This is a genomic window from Nonomuraea sp. NPDC002799 (assembly GCF_053592075.1).
On record NZ_JBSFVA010000023.1, the window covers coordinates 133,673 to 150,829 of the forward strand.

A 17,157-nucleotide genomic window follows, 5' to 3' on the forward strand; every position below is an offset into this window, starting at 1 on the left:
TCGAACTTGTATATGGTCCCATCCATGAGAGACCTGTTCGGCGGCGCGGCGCCCTACTACGCGAAATACCGCGCCGATCATGGAGACGCGGCGATCGAGCATCTGGCGAGCACGTTCGGCCGTGACAGCAGCGTTCTCGACCTGGGCAGCGGCCCGGGCACGGTGGCGATTCCGCTGGCCCGCCGGGTGCGCGAGGTGACGGCCGTCGATCCGGACGAGGAGATGCTGGCCGAGGGCGGGCGGCTGGCGGCCGGGCTGCCGAACCTGCGATGGGTGCGCGGCGACTCCACGACGCTGCGCGAGCTTCCGCCGTTCGATCACATCGTCATGGGCCGCTCGTTCCACTGGATGGACCGCCGTACGGTGCTGGCCGAGCTCGATGAGCTGCTGCCCCCCGGCGGCGTCGTCGCGCTCATCGGCCCCACCCGCGACGACGTGCAGCAGCCCTGGGAGCCGGCCATGCGGCGGGTGCGCGACGAGTTCGGCGTCAACACCTTCACCGCCTCCAACTCCTACCAGGCCACCGGCGAGCACCACCACGACGTCCTGATCACCTCGCCGTTCAGCGCCCTGGACTCGGCCAGGTACGAGCACCGGATGACCTACGACCTGACCGCCGTGCTCGGCCTGCAGCTCTCCTACTCCTACACCGCCCCGGCCCGCCTGGGCGACCGGGTGCCGGCCTTCATCGAGGCGGCCAGGAAGGCGCTGCTCGCGCTCAACCCCACAGGCAGGTGGGTGCAGGTCACGGTGACCGAGGTGCTGATCGGCCGCCGGCCGGGGGACTGACCGGGACGTCAGCCGTCCCAGATGCCGAAGAATCTCCAGATCCGCCGGGTCAGCGCGTTGATCAGCCCGATCTCGGCGCAGAGCTCCCGCGTCCTGCTCACCGAGTCCTTGATCTCCTGATGGGCGGCGGGGTTGCGCAGGTAGACCTCGGCGACCACGTTCGCGGGGATCCGGAAGCGCCTGATCATCGCCCCCGGGGGCGCCAGCATGATGCGGGCCATCACCCCGAGGACGATCGGCGAGGCGACGCCGAGCAGCAGCCGCCGGTGGGCCGGCATCCTCGGCACCCGGTTACGCAGATAGTGCCGGGCGAACGAGATGTGCCGCGCCTCCTCGGCGATGTGGATCCGCATGATGGCCGCTTCGAGCGGATGGTGCGCCCGGCCTTCCTTGAGCACCTTGCGCTGCACGTGGTCGATCGGATCCTCGCCGCCCAGCACGAACACGAAGAACAGCTCGGTCGAGATCAGCGGGATCCACGGCGCCACCTGCGCCATGGCCGACAGCGGTCCGGGCATGCCGCGGATGGGGAGCTTCGTGCGGTTCACGAACTCCTGGAACATCATCCCGTGATGTCCCTCTTCGATGGTCTCGTGGTAGACGTAACGGAACTCGGGCGATCCGTTCGGCAGCCGGTAGGCGTAGTTGAGCAGGCCGCGCTTGAGCAGGTTCTCGAACTGCAGCCCGATCTTCATCGCGGTGGCCACCCGCCACAACCCGATCGCCGCGCGCACCTCGGGAGAGCGGCTGCGATACCACGGATGACTGCCCAGCTTGTCGAAGCCGGGCAGTTCCCAGCGCGGATCCGTCTGCTCCACCAGGAACTCCGGGTCCTCCCACGGGATGTCGCGGTACGGCTCCCAGTGCTTGTCCACCGACGCCTTCGACAGGCGTTCGATGACCGCCTCGTAGGCGCTCCTGCTCGCCACCCGCTCGTCGTGTTCCCTGGCGGCGCTAGAGCTTGGTGCGGCTGTCATGGCATGCGCCCCTCTCCTCATCGATGAGTCGATAAGCCGAGCCCCGCCAGTATTGTACGAAGAATCCAATAGCGAGGAAAGGGTCAGGGTCGCAGGTTTTCGACGGCCACTCCGAGCTCGGTGGCGGCGGCCGTGCGGATGAGAGCGTTGACCCGGCGCCGTGACAACACCCGGGGATGCACGTGCATCTGGATCGCGAGCCCGTCGATGAGCCCCAGGATCCGCCACGTCGCCGCGTCGGGGTCGCCGCACTCGAAGTCGCCCGCCGTCACCCCGGCCTCGATGATCCCGCGCAGCAGCTCCCGGCCCTGCAGGTCGATCCTGCGGGAGATCTCCTCCAGCTCCGAGCTGCGCATCGCCTCCGACCACGCGTCGATCCACAGGCGCCAGCCCTCGGAGGTGATGGCCGGCGAGCAGAGCCTGAGCAGGGTACGCAGCCGGTCGAGCGGGTTGGCGGAGGACTGCTCGATCTCGTTGAGCGCGTTGAGATGCAGGCGGGCCGCGTAACTGAAGGCCTGGGCGAACAGGCGTTCCTTGGTCTCGAAGTGGTAGAAGAGCAGCGCCTGGCTGACGCCGGCGGCTCGGGCGATGTCAACCGTCCTGGTATGCCCGAATCCCTGCTCCGCGATCACCTCGCAGGCCGTCTTCAGGAGATCCTGGCGCCGTAATTCGCGGAAACCTGTTGTCACAGCGGGCAGCTCTAACTTCTCATTAAACGTTTTTGTCGGATAAATCGGGCGGGCCATTCTGTTATGAGGACGGAACGGATACGGACTGGCTGGTTCGTTGACGGTCTGTCATGTTGATCATGGTAACCACAGGGCCTTCCACGCTCGCCGAGGGGGGTCGAAAAGGTTTCAGTACCCCGTCTCAGCGCTCGCGTACCGGGATTCGCACCACGAAGCGCGCACCGGTCTCGGAGTCCTCGACGGTGAGCGTGCCGCCCATGGCGCGGGCGAGCGCGCGCGACGACCGGCCCGGCAGTGCGAACGCAGTGATCAGATGACTACGTGACGTGCTCGCACTCCGCATCATGGGAGTTTCCTTGGCAAAACCACTGGAAAGACCCCCAGAGCAATGCTCTATGCGTCCTGGGGCGCCCTGACTAGAGTAAGTGGGCACTGATGCCAAGGAGACGACGTGAACCTTGCTGAGTATCGGAGTGCCGCCGCGGCCTGGCTGCGGGAGAACACCGCGGCGGACGACGGCCCGGAGACCGACCCGGTCGTCCGCGCCAAGGAATTCATGGCCAAGCTCTACGACGCCGGATACTCCGGCATCACCTGGCCGAAACAGTGGGGCGGTCAGGGGCTGACGCAGGCGGAGGAGCGCGAGTTCGCCGCCGCGGCCCGCGACCACTCCCTGCCCACCTACGTCTTCTCGATCGGCCTCGGCATGACCGGGCCGACGCTCGTCGACCGCGGCACCGACGAGCAGCGCGAGCGGTTCGTCAGGCCGCTGCTGCGCGGCGAGGAGATCTGGTGCCAGCTCTTCTCCGAGCCCGGCGCCGGCAGCGACGTGGCCAGCCTGCAGACCAAGGCCGAACGCGACGGTGACCACTGGATCGTCAACGGGCAGAAGGTGTGGACCTCGGTCGCCCACCACGCCGACTGGGGCCTGCTGCTGACCCGCACCGACGTGGACGTGCCCAAGCACAAGGGGCTGACCATGTTCGTGGTGGACATGCGCCATCCCGGGGTGACGGTCAGACCGCTGCGGGACATGTCCGGCAGGGCCAACTTCAACGAGATCTTCTTCGACAACGTCCCCATTCCCGACGAGCACCGCGTGGGCGAGGTCAACGACGGCTGGGGCGTGGCCGTCACGACGCTCCTGCACGAGCGGTTGTCGATCTCGGCGGGCGTCGGCATGGGCGGCCAGCGCGACAACCCCACCTCGATCGAGGCGCTGCGCAAGGTCGTCGACACCGGCGACCCGCTGGTCCGTGACCAGCTCGTCGAGCTGCACATCCGCACCCGCGCGCTGGCGCTGTTCAACCAGCGCCTGGCCCAGGAGACCAAGGCCGGGATCTTCCCCGGCGCCCGGGGCAGCGCCGCCAAGCTGCTGCTGGCCGAGCTGACGCTGTTCCAGGCCGACCTGGCCACGCAGCTCGTCGGCCCCGAGGCGGCGCTGGCCGATCATCCCCTGGCCCAGTCGATCTCGCTGGCCCCCGGCATGGCGCTGGGCGGCGGCACCAACGAGATCATGCGCAACATCGTCGGCGACCGCGTGCTCGGCCTGCCGCCGGAACCGCGCGTGGACAAGACCGTGCCGTTCAAGGACCTGAAAGTGGGGACGCAGGCGTGAAGCTCGTACTCAGCGAGGAGCAGCAGCAGTTGCGCGCGGCCGCGCGGGCGTTCCTGCGCACGGCCTCGCCCCTGCCCAAGGTCCGCGACGGATACGACCCACAGGTGTACGCCCGGCTGAACGGCGAGCTCGGCCTCTCGGGGCTGATCGTCCCCGAGGAGTACGCCGGAGCCGGCGCCGGCCTGGCCGAGCTGGCGGTCGCGCTGGAGGAGACGGGCGCGGCCCTGCTCCCTGGGCCGTTCCTGGCCACCGCGTTCGCCGCCATCGCGCTCACCAAGGCCCCCGACAAGGAACTGCTCACCGGCATCGCCGAAGGCAGGATCACGGCCACGCTGGCCCGCTCCCCCCTCGACCTCGACGGCACGACCGTGAGCGGCACCCTCGCCCAGGTGCTCAACGGCATGGAGGCCGACGTCTTGGTGGCGCCCGCCAGGAGCGGCGACGGCGAGGTCCTCGTCGCCGTCGAGCTGGCCGCGCCCGGCGTCACCAGGACGGCGCTGGAGACGCTCGACCTCACCCGCGGCCAGGCGAAGGTCGTCGTGGCGGGCGCGCCCTGCCGGGCGCTGGGGACGTGGCCCGAGATCGACGACCTGCTGTCCGTGGCGCTGGCGGCCGAGCAGCTCGGCGTCATGCGGGCCGCTCTGGACGCCATCGTCGCCTACGCCAAGATCCGGGTGGCCTTCGGCCGCTACATCGGCTCCTACCAGGGCGTCAAGCACAAGCTGGCCGACATGCACGGCAAGCTCGAACAGGCCGAGTCCATCGTGAGATACGCCGCCTGGGCCGCCGACGAGGCCCCGGACGAGCTCCCCGGGGCCGCCGCGCTCGCCCAGGCGTACGTCGGCCGCGTCTGCTTCGAGGTGGCCCGCGACCACCTGCTGCTGCACGGCGGCATCGGCTTCACCTGGGAGCACGACGCGCACCTGTACTACAAGAGGGCCAAGGCGGACGAGGTGCTGCTGGGCCCGCCCCGTATCCACCGTGCCCGCCTCGCACACCTGCTGGAGCTGTAAATGGACGTCAGCCAGCTACCCGGCTTCTACGCCATCGCCGCCGCGGACCCGGACCGCCTCGCGGTCATCGACACCGACGGCACGCACACGACCTACGGCGACCTGCTCGCCCGGGTCAACCAGGTCTCGCACGGGCTGCGGGCCCGTGGGCTCGGCACCGGCGACGTGGTGGCGGGCGTGCTGCCCAACGGCATCGACGCGGTCGTCATGCTCATGGCGACCGGCCAGATCGGGCTCTACTACGTGCCGATCAACTGGCATCTGACCGCGGCCGAGGTGGCCTACATCCTGACGGACTGCGACGCCAAGGTCGTCGTCACCGGGCCCGGCTTCGCCGTACCCGGGGCCGAGATCGGGACGGACGGGCTGGCCGGCGGGCAGCCCGCCGACGCGCCCGGCGACCGGACGTCCGGAGCGGTCATGTGGTACACCTCCGGCACCACCGGCTTCCCCAAGGGCGTGCAGCGGCCCTTGCCCGGCGCCCCGCCCGAGGACATCGCGCCGCTGTACCGGTGGTTCTTCGGCGAGGTCGTGGACCTGACGCCGGGCGACGCGGTGCACCTGGTGACCTCGCCGATGTACCACTCCGCCCCGTGCGCGCACACGCAGTTCGCGCTGCACTTCGGGCACACCGTGGTGATCACGCCCCGGTTCGACCCGGTCGACATCCTGGAGCTCGTCGAACGCCACCGGGTGTCCAACGCGATGATGGTGCCGACCATGTTCCACCGGATGCTCCAGCTTCCCGAGGACGTCCGGAGCAAGTACGACGTGTCGAGCCTGCGCCAGGTCATCCACACCGCCGCCGCCTGCCCCGTCGCGGTCAAGCAGCAGATCATGGAGTGGTGGGGGCCGGTGCTGTACGAGTACTACGGCTCGACCGAGTCCACCATCGCCTTCGCCGTCAAGCCGCACGACTGGCTGGCCAGGCCGGGCACGGTGGGCCGGCCGGCGCCGACGTTCGAGGCCAAGATCGTCGATGAGAGCGGCGCGGAGCTGCCCCCCGGCGAGCCCGGCCTGATCTACGTCAAGTCGAGCATGGGCACGTTCGAGTACCGCAAGGATCCGGCGAAGACCGCGGCCAGCATGCTGGGCGAGTGGTACACGCCGGGGGACATCGGTTACCTGGACGAGGACGGGTTCCTGTTCCTGTGCGACCGCCGTACCGACCTGATCGTCTCCGGCGGCGTGAACATCTACCCCGCCGAGATCGAGGCCGCCCTGCTGGAGCATCCCGCCGTGGCCGACGTGGCGGTCATCGGGGTGCCCGACGAGGAGTGGGGGCACAACGTCGTCGCCCTCGTCCAGCCCGTGGAGGGCGTCGAGCCGGGGCCCGCCCTGACCGCCGAGCTGATCGAGCACTGCGGGCCCCGCATCGCCAGGTTCAAGCAGCCGAAGGTGATCGAATACCGGGCCAAGCTGCCGCGTACCCCCACGGGCAAGTTGTCGCGCTCGAAGGTACGCGCCGACTACCTGGAGGCGTGAAAGACCAGCTCTTCGGTGTACCGCCGGCCGTCGCCCAGGTAGAAGCGGGTGGACAGGGTGCGGTCGGCGGTGTCGAAGACGGTGCTCCACAACGTGCGGAACGGCACGTCCGCGTCCTCGGCCTGCTGGACCGCCAGCAGGCTGTCGCGCACGTCCTGCGCGGACATGGTGGCGCCCTTGCTGCGCTCGTGCAGCGTGCGCAGCCGCCCGAAGCTGCCGAAACTGTGCGGGCCGTCCTGGGGCAGGCTCATCGGGTCGGGGTTGCGGTGCAGCAAGTGGTTGGTGACGCAGAGCGGTCCGTCGCCGAGGTCGACGATGTGCTCGCTGCCGTTCCGGCCGCGCTCCCACACGAACGCCTGCCCGTACGCGTCCGCCACCAGGTAGTGCAGCGCCGTCCCGTAGTCGTAGTGCTTGGCGCCCAGCAGCGCCTGCTTGGCCTGGGCCACGTTCTCGCAGGTGTCGACGAGGAACCGGGGCAGTTGCACGCCGGCCAGGCCGACCTGCGGCGTGAGGTCGCCCTCCGGCGGCGCGGCGTTCTCGAAGTCGGCCACCAGCAGCATGACCGCCAGTCCCGCGGAGTTGATGGCGTCCATGCCGCCGTCGAGGTCGTTCATGGTGATCACGGTCGTCGACAGCCCCTCGTCGGGCACCGTGGTGATCACGTACGGGCGGGAGGCCATCGGCAGCTCGCCAGGCCGGGGGACGCCGCCCATGATCTCGCTGGTGGTCGTGGGGAAGAAGTCGTAGGTGCGGCCTGCGCGGCCGTGGCCGTCCGTGGCCGCCGACGGCGGGATCCACATGGCCGAGCAGCCGGAGCCCTCGGGGATGAACTGCAGGCTGTCGAGGGCCACCGCGTCCTGGTCCGGGTCGAGGCCGAGGGCCGTCGCCGCGCCGTCCATGCGGGCGTGGTGTTGCGGCCAGTGGCGTTCGAACCAGGTGCGGCGGGCCCGGTTCACGATCGGGTCGGCCTGGGCGGGGGACCAGCCGAGCCGGCGGGCCTCCTCGGCGACGGCCTGGCCGATCTCGAACTGGCTGCCGGTGAGGGTGAGGTGGGTGACGAGCTGGAAGTCGTCCTTGCCGCCTGCGACGTGCGTCATCTCTGTCATGACTCCCAGGGTGCCGGTGCCCGCTGACCGGGCCCTGACCGGCGGCTGACCGCCCGCCGGTAGCGCTCCGACAACCGCAGGATCTCCGCGCTCAGCTCCGGCGAGTCCAGCACCTCGAAGTCCACCCCGATGAACCCGATCCACACCGCCATGGCCGCCAGGTCGTCGCCGCCCGCCTTGAGCAGGCAGGTGTCCTCGTCCACCGGCTCGACCTCCAGGCCCATCGGCAGCGCGCGCACCCGCTCGGCGGCCGCGCGCAGCAGCACCGTGGCCTGGAAGCGCCACATCGCCGTGGAGACGCCCCTCTCGACGTACGCCGCCACGTCGCCGCCCTCCGGCAGCTCGCGCGTGGTGAACCGGGGGCCGGCCGGCGTGCGCGGCCGCACCCGGTCCACCCGGAACGTGCGCCAGTCCTGCCGCTCGACGTCGAAGGCCACCAGATACCAGCGGCCACGCCGGTGCACGAGGCGGTGCGGCTCCACGTCGCGCACGGTCGTCCCGCCCTCGTGGCCGGTGTAGTCGAAGCGGAGCCGCTCGTGGTCGCGGGCCGCGTTCGCGATCGTGGTGAGCACCTCCGGGGCCACCATGGCGGGCACGGCGCCCGGGATCTGCACGGTGTAGGTGTTGAGCGTGTTCACCCTCCTGCGCAGCCGGGACGGAAGCACCTGCTCCAGCTTGGCCAGGGCGCGTACCGAGGACTCCTCTATGCCCGCGACGCCGCCGCCGGCCGCCCTGCCGAGCCCGACTGCGACCGCCACGGCCTCCTCGTCGTCGAGCAGCAGCGGCGGCAGCGCGGCTCCCGCGCCGAGCCGGTAGCCGCCCGCGACGCCCGGCGTGGCGTGCACCGGGTAGCCGAGCGAGCGCAGCCGTTCGACGTCGTTGCGGATCGTCCTGGTCGAGACGCCCAGCCGGGCGGACAACTCGGGGCCCGACCACTCCTTGTGCGCCTGGAGCAGGGAGAGCAGCTTGAGCAGGCGGGTGGAGGTTTCCAGCATGCGCCCAGTCTGCCGGTCAATGCGGCAAGAACGCTTCCGCGTCAACCCCCGAAGAGCTTCTGCGCCTGCGTGATGATCACCAGCGCGGTCAGCGTGCCGAAGAAGAGCACCGACCACACCAGCGCGCCCAGCCGGTACGAGCGCACCTTGATGGCCTCGGGCAGTGACCGCCGGTTGAGGACGATCAGCAGGATCGAGTACACGAACATCATCACGGCCGCGAAGCACGCCGAGAACACCAGCAGGACGAGCGGCTGGTCGAGGCCCAGCAGCAGGATCCCGATCCCGACCAGCACCAGGGCCCAGACGGTGAAGAAGTAGACCCTGTTGACGGAGACCGGCTTGTCGCGCAGGTAGACCGTCTTGAGCGTGTCGGAGGCCAGCCGCGAGCTGTAGTCGACGATGCCCATCGCCGAGGCGAACAGCGCCAGCGCCCCGATCACCCAGAACAGCACGCCGAACCACGGCCCGACCGTGTTCTGCAGCACCTCTCCCTCGACCTTCAGGAAGCCGATGCTGTTCGCCAACCCCTCCCGGCCGAAGACGGTGGAATAGGCCAGCATCGACATCAGCGCGATCGTCACGAACGACACCAGCACGAACGTCCACGCCTGCTCGACGTTGGCGAAGCGCCACCATTGCCGCCACCGCGCGAGGTTCTCCTTGGTGGGCGCGAACTGGTAGCCGGTCGACGCGGCCGCCTCCTCGTGCCCGGTCACCGGGCTGACCAGACGCGGGACGTACTGGCCCATGCCGAAGCCCTTGTCGCGGATCCAGTTGCTCTGGCAGAGGTTCTGTCCGCCGCCCGCGCCGGCGTAGGCGATGGCGCCCATCAGCACGGCGAACTCCAGCGGCGGCACCGGGAACCTGGCCCCGACGCTCAGCCCCTTGCCCAGCTCGACCCAGCTCTCGGCGTTGATCGCGAACAGGATCGCCACCACGATCAGCGTCGCCACCAGGGCGATCTTCACGATGATGACCCGTTCGAGGAGCGTGTAGATCACCGGCGCCATCGTCAGCGCGATCGCGATCACGAGGAGCATCCCGATCGCGATCCACCGGACGCTGTCCTCGCCGGACCCGGTCAGGTACGTCACCATGGTCGCCGACGTGGTGACCCAGCCGGGCCACAGGTTGGAGCAGAGCGTCATCAGCACGAAGACCAGGCCCCAGTGTCTCCACATGCGGCTGAATCCGGTCAGCGCGGTCTCGCCGGTGGCCAGGGTGTAGCGCTCGATCTCCATGTTGAGGAACCACTGGGTGATGATGCCGATCGCCGCTCCCCAGATGAAGACGAGACCGACTTGGGAGGCGATGTACGGCCAGAGGATGAACTCGCCCGATGCCAGCCCCACTCCCGCGCCGACCAGGCCGGGGCCGATGACACGCCAGGTCGATCGGGGCGGCTCGGGCAGGTCGCGGATGGTGACGGGTGGCAGGACTCGCGCCGGAACGGTGGGGGTGAAGTCCGTCATGCGGATCTCCTTGTTCGGCTTGCTTGCCCGCCACATTACAGAGATCGCAAACTCCAGTGGAATACCTAGTTAAGCACCACCACATATTCGCCCTTATCCGTAAATCCCACTACTTGTCCACCCGTCTTCATGGCTCCGCCGAGTACCTCCCGCATCGCCCCGCGCCACGCCTTGGCCGCCGCCGGATCCTCCCGCCGCAACCTCTCGACGTCGGCCGGCGTGCCCGCCAGCAGCACGTTCCCATGGACCGTCCGGGTCACGGGCCGTCCGTCCGTCCCCGCGCTGAGTGCGGGTCCCGCCTCCATGGAGAGCGCGCCCGCGCCGGGGGAGCCCGCGCCGGGGGAGCCCGCGCCGGGGGAGCCCGCGCCTATTTCCCACAGTGCCAGCAGGCGGTCGGAGGTGTCTCCCTCGTTGATCGCGTCGGCCATCACCCCGTAGAAGTTCTCCAGGTACTCCTGCGGCAGGGCGCCCAGTTTGACCAGGTTGAAGCGGGCGTTCCTGCGGACGAGGGGGTCGAACGTCCACGTGACGCGCTCCAGCCCCCGCTCCAGGCACCAGGCCCGCTGGTGCGACTTGATCGCGTAGCCGATGCCGCGGCCGGTGCGGGCTCCTGTCACGTGCGAGTGCAAAGCCCCGCCGGCGGCCCGGAAGCCCACCGAGGCGCCCACCAGCGTGTCGCCCGCGTACGCCCCCACCACGTAGTTGCCCGTGTGCGCGAAAGCGATCAGCAGCTCCATGGTCACGGGCACGTTGCTCGGATCCGGGTGCCAGATGTCGTCGAAGAGCCGGGAGACCTGCTTGAACTCGTCGATCTCGTGCAGCTCCCGGATCATCACATCAGTGCTCATCTCCCCATTTACCCATGCCGCAACTGGCGCCGCGAAGCCCTTCCTCACCAGTGGAGATAGCACTGTGTAACTTTTTGATCACGTACTGCTCACCATGCTGCCGGTGGTCGCCGGTCCGTCACTCCGTGTAGTCATGTGGAGGTGCCGTCCTGGACCCGGGAGGGCCGCTGACCTGGGAGGTTCGCATGACGTTCATGATCACCACTGCTCGCCGGATGGCCGCGATCGGACTGTGCGCGGCCGTGACCCTGACCCTCGCGGCCCTCCCGGCGGCCGCGGACGTGGGTGCCGACTCCTACATAACCGTCACGCCGCGTGACGGCGGCGCGTACTCGATGCGCCTCATCTGCGACCCCGACGGCGGTTACCATCCGCATCCTGGGGCGGCCTGTCACGAGCTGCGCCGCGTCGACGGCTACTACCGGGCCCTCGACGTCGATCCCGGGCCGTGCCCCCGGATCTGGGATCCGGTCGAGATCACGGTGCACGGTCACTGGTACGGCCGGCCGAACCCGTACCACGAGGTGTTCCCCAACCGCTGCGAGATGGAGCGGAAGCTGGGCCCGGTCGTCTAGCCCGCGTCCGCGCTGCCCGCCCGCGCTCCGCGTGCGGGCAGCGTCATGCCAGGCGCTCGCCGAGGAAGCGGTGCACGTTGCCGCCGATGATCTTCATGACGTCCTTCTCCGGCAGCCCGCGCGCGAGCAACCCCTCGGTCACCAGGGGCAGCCCCGACGGTCCCGCCAGCCCGGGGACGGCGGATTTCGGGTTCACGCCCCTGGAGTGAACGCCCTCGCAGCACGGCGGCGTCAGGTCGTCCATGACCTCGCGGATGAAGTCGGGGCCGAGCCCGACGTGGTCGATGCCGGCGACGGCGACGACGTGCTCGATGTGGTCGAGCAGACGGTCGAGGGTCATGTCCGCCTCGCGGTCGGCGAGGAACGGGGCGAAGAAGTTGACGCAGATCACGCCCCCGGCGGCGGCCACCCCGCGAAGCTGGTCGTCGGTGAGGTTGCGGTGGTGGTCGCGCAGCGCGCGGGCGGCGGAGTGGGTCGCGATGACCGGCTGGGTGGCCAGCTCCAGCACGTGCGCGACGCCGGACGCGCCGAGGTGGGAGACGTCGAAGACGATGCCGAGGCGCTCCATCTCCGCCAGCGCGGCGACGCCGTCGGAGGTCAGCCCGCTGCCCGTGGCGTCCTGGCCGCTGCCGTCGGCCAGCGGCGTGCGGCCGAAGTGGGCGATGGAGGCCACGCGGACGCCCAGGCGGTGCATGGTCGCGATCAGCTCGACGCTCGCGTCGATGCCCGGCATGCTCTCCAGCGCGAGCACCAGCGCGATCTTGCCCTCGTCGAGCGCGCGGTCGATCGCCGTGGCGTCGAGGCAGAGCCGGACCGCGTCGGAGTTGCCCTCGGCCAGCACGTGCGCGCACTCGATCATGCGCAGCGTCTGCCGCAACGCGCCCTCCGGCCGGTACTGGTCGTCGATGAAGACCGGCAGCACCTGCAGATCGACCCCGCCCGCGACGAGCTGCGGCAGCCACTGCTCACGGAAGAACGCGGCCCACTGCGCCGGCGGCCTGGCGGAGACGGCCATGAGCAGGTCGTTGTGGGTGTCGGCCACGACGGCGCGTTGGTGGAGGGGACGCATCATGCGCAGGAGGTTACCGCGTTCCCTCTCCGGCATCGTTCCAGGCCCCCGCCGGTTTCAGCCGGTGATCCCCCGGTAGGCCGGCATCGGCGGCCTGGCCGTGAGGCGGCGGTAGAGCGTCGTCGGGCCCGGCCAGTTGTTGGTGACCCGGCCCTCCGCCGTCTTGTACCAGCTCTCGCATCCGCCGCCCCACACCATGCGCGACATCGCGGCGTCGAGCTGCCTGCGCCACGCCGCCATCGCCTCGGGCCGCACCTCGATCGGGCCGTGGCCCGACAGGTGCGGCAGGCAGGACATGATGTGGTTCACCTGGCATTCGATCATGAAGATGATCGAGTTGTGGCCGAGGTTCGTGTTGGGGCCGTACAGCAGGAACAGGTTCGGGAAGTTCGGCACCGAGATGCCGAGGTACGCCTCCGCGCCGCCCTTCCACTGCTCCTCCAGCGACCGGCCGTCGCGCCCCGTGACGCCCATCGGCGCCAGGAACTCGGTGCTCGCGAAGCCGGTGGCGTAGACGATCGCGTCGACCTCGCGCAGGCCCTCGGTGGTCTCGACGCCCTTCGGCGTGATCCGGACGATCCGGTCGGTCACCACGTCCACGTTGGGCCTGGTCAGCGCCGGATAGAAGGAGCTGTCGATGACGACCCGCTTGCATCCGGGCGGATAGTCCGGCGTGAGCTTGGCCCGCAGCGCCGGATCGGGGACCTGGTCCTCCAAGTGCCGCAGCGCCCGCTTCTTCAGCAGGCCGGTGCTCCAGCCCTGGGCGAGCGCCGGGTAGAGGGTCGCCTCCGCGTACCGGTAGATCCATTCGCGGTAGGCCCGCTGGAGGCCGGGGACGAAGTGGAACGCGAGCCTGGTCAGCGAGCCGAACGCGGCGTCCGGCTTGGGGATCACCCAGTTGGGGGTGCGCTGGAAGACGTGCAGGCGCTCGGCGCGCTCCGCGACACGCGGGATGAACTGGGCGGCCGACGAGCCGTTCCCGATCACCGCGACACGCCGGCCGGTGAGATCGTGGCCGTGGTTCCAGCGGGCGGAGTGGAAGGAGATGCCTTCGAACTCCGACATGCCTGGAATGTCGGGTAGGTGGGGGCGGTTGAGCTGGCCCACGCTCATCACCACCACATCGAACTCCTCGGTGTTGAACTCCTCGGTCTCGAACTCCTCGGGGTGCTCCCCGGAAGGGCCGCCCGTGGTGGTGAGCTGCCACTTCGACCCGTCGAAGGTGGCTCGCCGCACCTCGCTGTTGAAGCGGATTTTTCGCCTGACGTCGTATTTATCAGCGCAGTGCGCTAGATAGCCGAGGATTTCGGGTTGTTCGGGGTAGCGGCGCGTCCAGCTCGCGTACTTCTCGAAGGAGTATGAGTACAGATGGGAGGGGATGTCGCAGCCCGCGCCCGGATAGGTGTTGTCGCGCCAGGTGCCGCCGACGTCGCCGGCCTTCTCGAAGACCGTGTAGGAGTGGATCCCGGCCCGTTCGAGCTGGATCGCCATGCACAATCCGCCGAATCCCGCTCCGATGATCGCGACGCTTGGTGCCATGCCGACCTCCGCGTGTCAGGATCCACTTACAGTACGCCGAACCACGTTCTGACAACACCCCCGCCACGCTCTCGCACCGGTAGTCTGCGCAGGTGGCTGCTGTGACGTTGACGGACGTGATCGAGGTGCTCGAGGCGGCCTACCCGCCCGCCCGAGCCGAGTCGTGGGACGCGGTGGGCCTGGTCAGCGGAGACCCCGCCCAGGAGGTGCGGCGGGTGCTGTTCGCGGTCGATCCCGTCGCGGCCGTGGTCGAGGAGGCGCTGGACTGGCACGCCGACCTGATCGTCACCCACCACCCCCTCTACCTGCGCGGCACGTCGAGCGTGGCCGCGACCACGCCCAAGGGCCGCCTCGTCCACACCCTGATCAAGAACGACATCGCCCTCTACACCGCGCACACGAACGCCGACGTCGCCAACCCCGGCGTGTCCGACGCCCTCGCCAGAGCCGTCGGCCTGACCGGCGACCTGGTGCCGCTCCGCCCCTTCCCCGACGACCCGTGGCGTGGCCTCGGCCGCATCGGCGAGCTGCCGGAGCCCACCTCGCTCGGTGAGTTCGCGGCGCGGGCGGCCAAGGGCCTGCCCCGCACCTCCGGCGGCATCCGGGTGGCGGGCGACCTGTCCCGCCCGGTCACGCGGGTGGCGGTCAGCGGCGGCGCGGGCGACTCGCTCCTCGGCGCGGCTGCGGCCGCGGGGGTCGACGTGTTCCTCACGGCCGACCTGCGGCATCATCCCTCCAGCGAGTTCGTCGAGGCGGGCGGGCCCGCGCTGATCGACGCCGCTCACTGGGCGACCGAGTGGCCCTGGCTCGACAGTGCGGCGTCCATCCTGCGCGCCAGTGGCGTTACCGTTGAAACACGTGTCTCCGCCACGGTCACCGATGCTTGGACAAGAGGATATTGATCATGAAAGCAGCCCCTGAGACCCAGAAGCGACTACTCGACCTGGCGCAGCTCGACTCCGTGATCGATCGGCTGGCCCACCGCCGCCGCACCCTGCCCGAGCTGGCCGAGATCGACGAGCGGTCCAAGCAGTACGCCAGGCTCGCCACTCAGGTGATCGAGGTCGAGACCGAGGCCGGTGACCTGGCGCGCGAGCAGCGCAAGGCCGAGAACGACGTCGACGCCGTCCGCACCCGATCCGACCGCGACCAGAAGCGGCTCGACTCCGGCGCCGTGACCTCCCCGCGCGACCTGGCCGGCCTCCAGTCGGAGATCGGCTCGCTGCAGAAGCGCCAGGGCGACCTGGAGGAGATCGTGCTGGAGATCATGGAGCGCCGCGAGGCCGCCGACACCAAGGCCACCGATCTGGGGCGGCAGCGCGACGAGATCGCCATCTCCCTGCGGACCGCCGAGGACCGCCGCGACGCGGAGCTCACGGTGATCGACAAGGACGCGTCCGAGGCGCAGGGCCGCCGGGCCGGCATCTCCGGCGAGATCCCCGCCGACCTGCTCGCTCTCTACGAGAAGCTCAAGGGCCAGTACGGCGTGGGCGCCGCCATGCTGCACGGCGGCCGGTGCCAGGGCTGCAAGGTGGCCCTGTCCATCGCCGAGATGAACCGCATCAAGGCCGCCCCCCACGACGAGGTGATCCGGTGTGACGAGTGCCGCCGCATCCTCGTCCGCACCGCAGAGTCGGGCCTGTGACGTCCTACGTCATCGAGGCGGACGGCGGCTCGCGCGGTAACCCGGGCCCCGCCGGCTACGGTGCGGTCGTCATGGACGCCTCCGACGGCCAGGTGCTGGCGGAGGCGGCCGAGGCGATCGGCGTCACCACCAACAACGTGGCCGAGTACCGCGGGCTGATCGCGGGCCTCACGGCCGTGCTCGACCTCGCCGGCGAGGGCGTCCCCGTGGCCGTCCGGATGGACTCCAAGCTGGTCGTCGAGCAGATGGCCGGCCGCTGGAAGATCAAGCACGAAAACCTCCGGCCGCTGGCGCTGGAGGCGCAGGGGCTGGTCAGGCGGCTGCGGGTGACGGAGTGGACCTGGATCCCGCGCGAGCGCAACAAGCACGCCGACCGCCTGGCCAACGAGGCCATGGACGCCGCCGCCAAGGGCCTGACCTGGAAGGCGGGCGGCACGACCGCCCCCGGCGCCCCGGCATCCTCGCCCCCCTCACCGCAGCCGGCCCGGGCGGCCCGGCAGACGGACCTCCTGGACGCCGGCGACAACATCTCCGGGCTGTCCGCCCCGACCGCCTCCCTGGTCACCGCCCAGCAGGGCGGCAAGGGCACCGGCTGGGGGCCGCCCACCCGGGTCGCCACCTCGCTGCTCCTCCTGCGGCACGGCGAGACGGAGTTGTCCCTGGAGCGCCGGTTCTCGGGCCTCGGTGACGCCGAGCTCACGCCCAACGGCCTGGCGCAGGCATCGGCGGCGGCCGAGCGGCTGTCGCGCGAGCCGTACCGGCTGGATGTGATCGTCACCTCGCCGCTCAAGCGCGCCCGGCAGACGGCGGAAGCGGTCGCCCAGCGGACCGGCCTGGACGTCGAAGTGGACGAAGACCTCAGGGAAGCTGATTTCGGCGCCTGGGAGGGCCACACCTTCACGGAGGTGCAGCGCCGCTGGCCCGCCGAGCTCGCCGCCTGGCTCGCCGACCCCGAGACCGCGCCGCCGGGCGGGGAGAGCTTCGCCACCACGGCGCGCCGCGTCCAGGCGGCGGGGGAGCGGCTGGTGGAGCGCTACGAGGGCAAGACCGTCGTGGCGGTGTCGCACGTGACGCCCATCAAGATGTTGCTCAGGATCGCCTTGCTGGCCCCGCTGGAGGCCCTCTACCGCATGCACCTAGACCTGGCGTGCCTGTCCCTGATCGAGTACTACGCGGACGGCCCCTCCGTGGTGAAGTCGTTCAACGACATCTCCCACCTGTCACGCTGAGGCAGCACGTGCGGGGCCGGCGGCGCAGACCTCGGCGCGCGGCAGGTTCATGATCACGGAAGCGGCGGAGAGCACCGCCGTCTGGATCATGACGAGGTAGGTGAG

The 17,157-nt window shown here is 70.0% G+C and carries 17 protein-coding genes; 8 read left to right on the forward strand and 9 right to left on the reverse strand.

What is annotated here, in order from left to right; all coding sequences use genetic code 11:
* Positions 1 to 24 precede the first annotated feature (24 nt).
* Entirely contained in the window at positions 25 to 789 is a 765-nt protein-coding gene (locus ACWD0F_RS34035; RefSeq protein WP_449883013.1) for a class I SAM-dependent methyltransferase, read from the forward strand.
* Positions 790 to 797: 8 nt separating this feature from the next.
* Here ACWD0F_RS34035 and ACWD0F_RS34040 read toward each other — a convergent pair whose 3' ends face one another.
* The 3 genes from ACWD0F_RS34040 to ACWD0F_RS34050 form a co-directional block, all read right to left on the reverse strand.
* Entirely contained in the window at positions 798 to 1,766 is a 969-nt protein-coding gene (locus ACWD0F_RS34040) for an AurF N-oxygenase family protein (protein WP_449883016.1), read from the reverse strand.
* 83 nt (positions 1,767 to 1,849) lie between these two features.
* On the reverse strand, positions 1,850 to 2,455 hold the full coding sequence (locus ACWD0F_RS34045) for a TetR/AcrR family transcriptional regulator (RefSeq protein WP_449883019.1): 606 nt from the start codon (positions 2,453 to 2,455) through the stop codon (positions 1,850 to 1,852).
* A gap of 181 nt (positions 2,456 to 2,636) precedes the next feature.
* Positions 2,637 to 2,801 carry a hypothetical protein gene (locus ACWD0F_RS34050; protein WP_449883022.1) on the reverse strand — a complete coding sequence of 55 codons (165 nt, stop codon included), beginning with the start codon at positions 2,799 to 2,801 and terminating at the stop codon, positions 2,637 to 2,639.
* Between the two features lie 105 nt (positions 2,802 to 2,906).
* Between ACWD0F_RS34050 and ACWD0F_RS34055 the strand changes: the two genes are divergently transcribed.
* From ACWD0F_RS34055 to ACWD0F_RS34065, 3 genes are read left to right on the forward strand one after another with little or no spacing between them, the layout of a single operon-like run.
* Positions 2,907 to 4,073 carry an acyl-CoA dehydrogenase family protein gene (locus ACWD0F_RS34055; RefSeq protein WP_449883024.1) on the forward strand — a complete coding sequence of 389 codons (1,167 nt, stop codon included), beginning with the start codon at positions 2,907 to 2,909 and terminating at the stop codon, positions 4,071 to 4,073.
* A complete protein-coding gene (locus ACWD0F_RS34060; RefSeq protein ID WP_449883027.1) occupies positions 4,070 to 5,086 on the forward strand; it encodes an acyl-CoA dehydrogenase family protein in 1,017 nt (338 codons plus the stop codon). Before ACWD0F_RS34055 ends, ACWD0F_RS34060 begins: the two co-directional genes overlap by 4 nt.
* Positions 5,087 to 6,571, forward strand: a complete 1,485-nt coding sequence (locus ACWD0F_RS34065; RefSeq protein ID WP_449883029.1) for an AMP-binding protein — start codon at positions 5,087 to 5,089, stop codon at positions 6,569 to 6,571.
* Here the strand turns inward: ACWD0F_RS34065 and ACWD0F_RS34070 are convergent.
* The 4 genes from ACWD0F_RS34070 to ACWD0F_RS34085 all read right to left on the reverse strand — a co-directional run bounded on the left by ACWD0F_RS34070 (position 6,556) and on the right by ACWD0F_RS34085 (position 10,995).
* The gene (locus ACWD0F_RS34070; RefSeq protein WP_449883031.1) at positions 6,556 to 7,677 is read right to left on the reverse strand and encodes a C45 family autoproteolytic acyltransferase/hydolase; all 1,122 of its coding nucleotides are present in this window, start codon (positions 7,675 to 7,677) and stop codon (positions 6,556 to 6,558) included. The two genes, ACWD0F_RS34065 and ACWD0F_RS34070, sit on opposite strands and share 16 nt — an antisense overlap.
* Entirely contained in the window at positions 7,674 to 8,672 is a 999-nt protein-coding gene (locus ACWD0F_RS34075; protein WP_449883034.1) for a helix-turn-helix transcriptional regulator, read from the reverse strand. The genes ACWD0F_RS34070 and ACWD0F_RS34075 overlap by 4 nt, the downstream gene beginning before the upstream one ends.
* Positions 8,673 to 8,713: 41 nt before the next feature.
* Complete coding sequence (locus ACWD0F_RS34080; RefSeq protein ID WP_449883036.1) at positions 8,714 to 10,147, reverse strand: Nramp family divalent metal transporter; 1,434 nt, start codon at positions 10,145 to 10,147, stop codon at positions 8,714 to 8,716.
* Between the two features lie 65 nt (positions 10,148 to 10,212).
* Positions 10,213 to 10,995 (reverse strand): GNAT family N-acetyltransferase, encoded by a 783-nt coding sequence (locus ACWD0F_RS34085; RefSeq protein ID WP_449883039.1) that lies wholly within the window; start codon positions 10,993 to 10,995, stop codon positions 10,213 to 10,215.
* A gap of 185 nt (positions 10,996 to 11,180) precedes the next feature.
* Between ACWD0F_RS34085 and ACWD0F_RS34090 the strand changes: the two genes are divergently transcribed.
* Positions 11,181 to 11,570, forward strand: coding sequence for an SSI family serine proteinase inhibitor (locus ACWD0F_RS34090; protein WP_449883042.1), 390 nt, complete (start codon positions 11,181 to 11,183; stop codon positions 11,568 to 11,570).
* Between the two features lie 43 nt (positions 11,571 to 11,613).
* On the opposite strand, the gene ACWD0F_RS34095 is transcribed toward ACWD0F_RS34090, so the two are convergent.
* Entirely contained in the window at positions 11,614 to 12,642 is a 1,029-nt protein-coding gene (locus ACWD0F_RS34095) for a dipeptidase (RefSeq protein WP_449883044.1), read from the reverse strand.
* A gap of 54 nt (positions 12,643 to 12,696) precedes the next feature.
* A complete protein-coding gene (locus tag ACWD0F_RS34100) occupies positions 12,697 to 14,178 on the reverse strand; it encodes a flavin-containing monooxygenase (RefSeq protein WP_449883047.1) in 1,482 nt (493 codons plus the stop codon).
* Positions 14,179 to 14,279: 101 nt separating this feature from the next.
* Here ACWD0F_RS34100 and ACWD0F_RS34105 point away from each other — a divergent pair, with 101 nt between their 5' ends.
* Genes ACWD0F_RS34105 through ACWD0F_RS34115 form a run of 3 tightly spaced genes read left to right on the forward strand, consistent with a single transcriptional unit; the run spans position 14,280 to position 17,052 of the window.
* Positions 14,280 to 15,080, forward strand: a complete 801-nt coding sequence (locus ACWD0F_RS34105; RefSeq protein WP_449883050.1) for a Nif3-like dinuclear metal center hexameric protein — start codon at positions 14,280 to 14,282, stop codon at positions 15,078 to 15,080.
* A gap of 2 nt (positions 15,081 to 15,082) precedes the next feature.
* The gene (locus tag ACWD0F_RS34110) at positions 15,083 to 15,823 is read left to right on the forward strand and encodes a zinc ribbon domain-containing protein (RefSeq protein ID WP_449883052.1); all 741 of its coding nucleotides are present in this window, start codon (positions 15,083 to 15,085) and stop codon (positions 15,821 to 15,823) included.
* Positions 15,820 to 17,052, forward strand: a complete 1,233-nt coding sequence (locus ACWD0F_RS34115; RefSeq protein ID WP_449883055.1) for a bifunctional RNase H/acid phosphatase — start codon at positions 15,820 to 15,822, stop codon at positions 17,050 to 17,052. Before ACWD0F_RS34110 ends, ACWD0F_RS34115 begins: the two co-directional genes overlap by 4 nt.
* Positions 17,053 to 17,157: the final 105 nt, after the last annotated feature.

What these genes read in the sequence shown, in the direction of transcription:
- ACWD0F_RS34035 (WP_449883013.1), top strand. Translation starts at nt 25, where the DNA reads ATGAGAGACCTGTTCGGCGGCGCGGCGCCCTACTACGCGAAATACCGC.
- ACWD0F_RS34040 (WP_449883016.1), bottom strand. Translation starts at nt 1,766, where the DNA reads ATGACAGCCGCACCAAGCTCTAGCGCCGCCAGGGAACACGACGAGCGG.
- ACWD0F_RS34050 (WP_449883022.1), bottom strand. Translation starts at nt 2,801, where the DNA reads ATGATGCGGAGTGCGAGCACGTCACGTAGTCATCTGATCACTGCGTTC.
- ACWD0F_RS34065 (WP_449883029.1), top strand. Translation starts at nt 5,087, where the DNA reads ATGGACGTCAGCCAGCTACCCGGCTTCTACGCCATCGCCGCCGCGGAC.
- ACWD0F_RS34070 (WP_449883031.1), bottom strand. Translation starts at nt 7,677, where the DNA reads ATGACAGAGATGACGCACGTCGCAGGCGGCAAGGACGACTTCCAGCTC.
- ACWD0F_RS34075 (WP_449883034.1), bottom strand. Translation starts at nt 8,672, where the DNA reads ATGCTGGAAACCTCCACCCGCCTGCTCAAGCTGCTCTCCCTGCTCCAG.
- ACWD0F_RS34080 (WP_449883036.1), bottom strand. Translation starts at nt 10,147, where the DNA reads ATGACGGACTTCACCCCCACCGTTCCGGCGCGAGTCCTGCCACCCGTC.
- ACWD0F_RS34085 (WP_449883039.1), bottom strand. Translation starts at nt 10,995, where the DNA reads ATGAGCACTGATGTGATGATCCGGGAGCTGCACGAGATCGACGAGTTC.
- ACWD0F_RS34090 (WP_449883042.1), top strand. Translation starts at nt 11,181, where the DNA reads ATGACGTTCATGATCACCACTGCTCGCCGGATGGCCGCGATCGGACTG.
- ACWD0F_RS34095 (WP_449883044.1), bottom strand. Translation starts at nt 12,642, where the DNA reads ATGATGCGTCCCCTCCACCAACGCGCCGTCGTGGCCGACACCCACAAC.
- ACWD0F_RS34100 (WP_449883047.1), bottom strand. Translation starts at nt 14,178, where the DNA reads ATGGCACCAAGCGTCGCGATCATCGGAGCGGGATTCGGCGGATTGTGC.
- ACWD0F_RS34110 (WP_449883052.1), top strand. Translation starts at nt 15,083, where the DNA reads ATGAAAGCAGCCCCTGAGACCCAGAAGCGACTACTCGACCTGGCGCAG.